We start from the raw sequence: 2,983 nt of genomic DNA, 5'->3' as shown, positions 1-2,983 counted from the left end.
ACTCTTGAGACTCCTTTCGTTGCTTCAGAAGCAGCGGGACTGGACTGGGCCCGACTTGGCCGCGCGACTTGGTATCTCCACGCGGACGTTAAGGACCGACATCGAGCGGCTGCGGACGCTCGGGTATCCGGTGCACGCTCAGCCGGGCGTTGCGGGCGGGTATCGGCTGGGCGCGGGCGCTGCGCTGCCGCCGTTGTTGCTGGATGACGACGAGGCGGTGGCTGTTGCGGTTGGCCTCCGTACTGCGGCCGGCGGGAGCGTGACCGGCATCGAGGAAGCCTCGGTCGGGGCGCTCGTGAAGCTTGAGCAGGTGTTGCCGTCGCGACTGCGGCATCGGGTGAACGCGATGCAGGCGGCTGTGGTCGCCGTACCTGGGTCCGGGCCGACCGTCGACGGCGAGGTGCTGACGGCGGTCGCGACCGCGATCCGGGCTCGCGAACGACTCCGCTTCGACTACTCGAGTCGGGCTGGCTCAGAGAGTGTCCGTACTACGGAACCGCATCGGCTGGTGACCTGCGGACGGCGGTGGTACCTGGTTGCCTGGGACAACGATCGGGGGGACTGGAGGACGTTTCGGGTGGACAGGATGACACCTCGTACGCCGGCCGGGCCGCGCTTCGCGCCTCGGGAGCTCCCCTTCGACGATGTCGCGGACTACGTGCGGTCGAAGGTCAGTACCGCGGTTTGGCACTACTCCGCGCGGATCCGGGTGCACGCGTCGACGGAGTACGTGATTGCTCGTATGCCGATACCGATCACGCCCGAGCCGATCGATGACGAGACCTGCCTCATCACGGTCGGCTCGGACACGCCACACCAGCTAGCTCTGTGGATAGGGATGTTGGACGTCGACTTCGAAGTACTGGATGCACCCGAGTTGGCGGCTGCGTTCCGGATGCTTGGCGATCGATACCACCGTGCGGCACAACGATTCCAGCAAGGCTGAGCTTCCGTCGTCCGCGATAGGCCCGTCCGGTCGGCCGGAAACGGTCGGTGGCGTGTGCGAGGCTCGCGCGGTGGATTGGACATCTGAAGTTCAGGTTTACGGCGGTGCGCTCGATTGGGTAGGGCAGCTGATCTCGGCCACCCCGATGCAGTCGCTGGAACGCTCGACGCCCTGCGGCGACTACGACGTCCGGGCGCTGATCGGTCATTTGATCGGGACAGCGGAACGATCCCTCGGTACGGCACAGCAACGGTCGACCAGAGACATTCCCCATGTGGTTGTGGATGTTGTTGACGCAGATCTCGCAGATCGCTACCTGATGCTGAGCAAACTGATCAAGGCCTCATGGGCAGACGTCGGCGCAGCCACTGAAATGACTGCGCCGTGGGGGCGCTGCTCAGCACAGGACGCCGTCCGCGGGTTCACGATCGAGACGCTGGTGCACGGCTGGGATCTGGCCGTCGCGACAGGCCAGCCCGAGGAAGCCCCAGGAGGACTCGCAGCCGCGGTACTACCTCACGTCGACAGTGTCATCCCTGCAGGCACCCGGTCACGGATGTACGGAGCGTCCGTGGCTCCCGCCGAGGGCAGTGGCTCAACTCAACAACTGGCCTTCATCCTGGGCCGCAATCGATGACTTTCCGGCACTTGCGGTGTCTAACCACTTGAGAGGGACTGTAGAAGAGAAGAGCCAACATGTCAGGGAGCCCGTGATGAATGCCCATGATCTGATGACGCGCAACTGCGTTGACGTGGAGGAGACCGATGGCCGCTGAGGTGACGGATCTCAAGGCTCGCGCCGATAGGCTCCGCGAGCTGCACGGCGAAGAGATGCTCGTGCTGCCCAACGCGTGGGACGCGGCCAGCGCGACGATCGTGGCCGAGGCGGGGTTTCCTGTGGTCGCCACTGCCAGCGCTGCTATCTCGGCGATGCTCGGATATCCCGACGGGGAGGGTGCGCCATGGCAGGAGATGTTCGCCGCGGCCGGGCGGGTCGTCCGGGTGGTCTCGGTCCCCGTCACAGTGGATGCCGAGGCGGGGTACGGCATGGAGCCGCGTGAACTGGTGGACCGGTTGCTGGAGATCGGCGCGGTCGGCTGCAACTTGGAGGACACCGACCATCGGGCGGGTGGCCTGGTCGAGGCCGGTGCGCACGCCCAATGGCTCGCAAGTGTCCGCTCCGCTGCAGCCGATGCCGAAGTACCGATCGTCATCAACGCTCGCGTCGACGCCTTCCTACCCACGAGCAGAATACCTGAGTCGGACCGGCTCGCAGAAGCGGTACGACGGGGTCGTCTCTACCGGGACGCCGGCGCCGACTGTATCTACCCGATCGGCGTGCGCCACCAGCGCGACCTCGCCACCCTTGTCACCGAACTACCCGGCCCAATTAACGGCAACACCAGTGATGATCTGAGTCTGGCCACGCTCCGCGAACTGGGGGTAGCGCGAGTGTCTTATGGTCCCCGCTTCTACCGCACAGCGATGGCCGATCTGAAAACCGCTGTCCAGGAGCTGTTGTCCAACTGAGCGTCAGTTGAGGCGGTGGAGGTTGCGGACCGTGGGGACGCAAAGGGCGAGTAGCAGGATTGTTGTGAAGGCGGCGGCTGCGGTGATCTCGACGGTGCGGGGGCTGGTGGCGGCGGCGAGGGAGCCTACGGTCACTTGGGCGAGTGGCATCGCCAAGTAGGAGGCGAGCATGACATACGACGCGATGCGTGACAGCTTGTTGAGCGGGATGTGCTGACCGAGTGCGGTGTCTACACCGACGCTGATCGCTTGGAAGCCGAGGCCGACGCCGAGCGCGGCTACAACCACCAGGAGTAGCCGCGGAGCAAGTGCGAGGCAGAGCAGGGCCGGCACCATCAGTTGGACTCCGAGCAGGCCGAACCGTACTGGGTGGCGTGGTTTCACCCTGAGAACGAGCAACCCTCCAGCGAGGAAGCCGAGGCCCAAGGCTGCGTTCGAGAGTGCCCAGCCGGCCCGTCCGAACGTCTGGTTGGCGATGACCGGGCCGAGGGTCACCCAGCAGCCGAC

3 protein-coding genes and 1 pseudogene are annotated in these 2,983 nt (G+C 65.5%); 3 read left to right on the top strand and 1 reads right to left on the bottom strand.

Features of this window, described 5'->3' with window-relative positions:
• The 3 genes from VFG33_RS09150 to VFG33_RS09140 form a co-directional block, all read left to right on the top strand.
• The coding region (locus tag VFG33_RS09150) for a helix-turn-helix transcriptional regulator (protein WP_325024445.1) at positions 1 to 946 on the top strand (946 nt) is incomplete at its 5' end.
• 70 nt (positions 947 to 1,016) lie between these two features.
• Positions 1,017 to 1,583, top strand: coding sequence for a TIGR03086 family metal-binding protein (locus tag VFG33_RS09145; RefSeq protein ID WP_325024443.1), 567 nt, complete (start codon positions 1,017 to 1,019; stop codon positions 1,581 to 1,583).
• Positions 1,584 to 1,711: 128 nt separating this feature from the next.
• Complete coding sequence (locus tag VFG33_RS09140; RefSeq protein ID WP_325024441.1) at positions 1,712 to 2,476, top strand: isocitrate lyase/PEP mutase family protein; 765 nt, start codon at positions 1,712 to 1,714, stop codon at positions 2,474 to 2,476.
• Positions 2,477 to 2,479: 3 nt separating this feature from the next.
• Here the strand turns inward: VFG33_RS09140 and VFG33_RS09135 are convergent.
• Positions 2,480 to 2,983 (bottom strand): annotated as a pseudogene (locus tag VFG33_RS09135) (MFS transporter); the annotation flags it as partial.

Source organism: Kribbella sp. (genome assembly GCF_035687465.1).
In the GTDB taxonomy this organism is placed as follows: domain Bacteria; phylum Actinomycetota; class Actinomycetes; order Propionibacteriales; family Kribbellaceae; genus Kribbella.
This window is presented reverse-complemented; position numbering and strand designations above follow the sequence as displayed.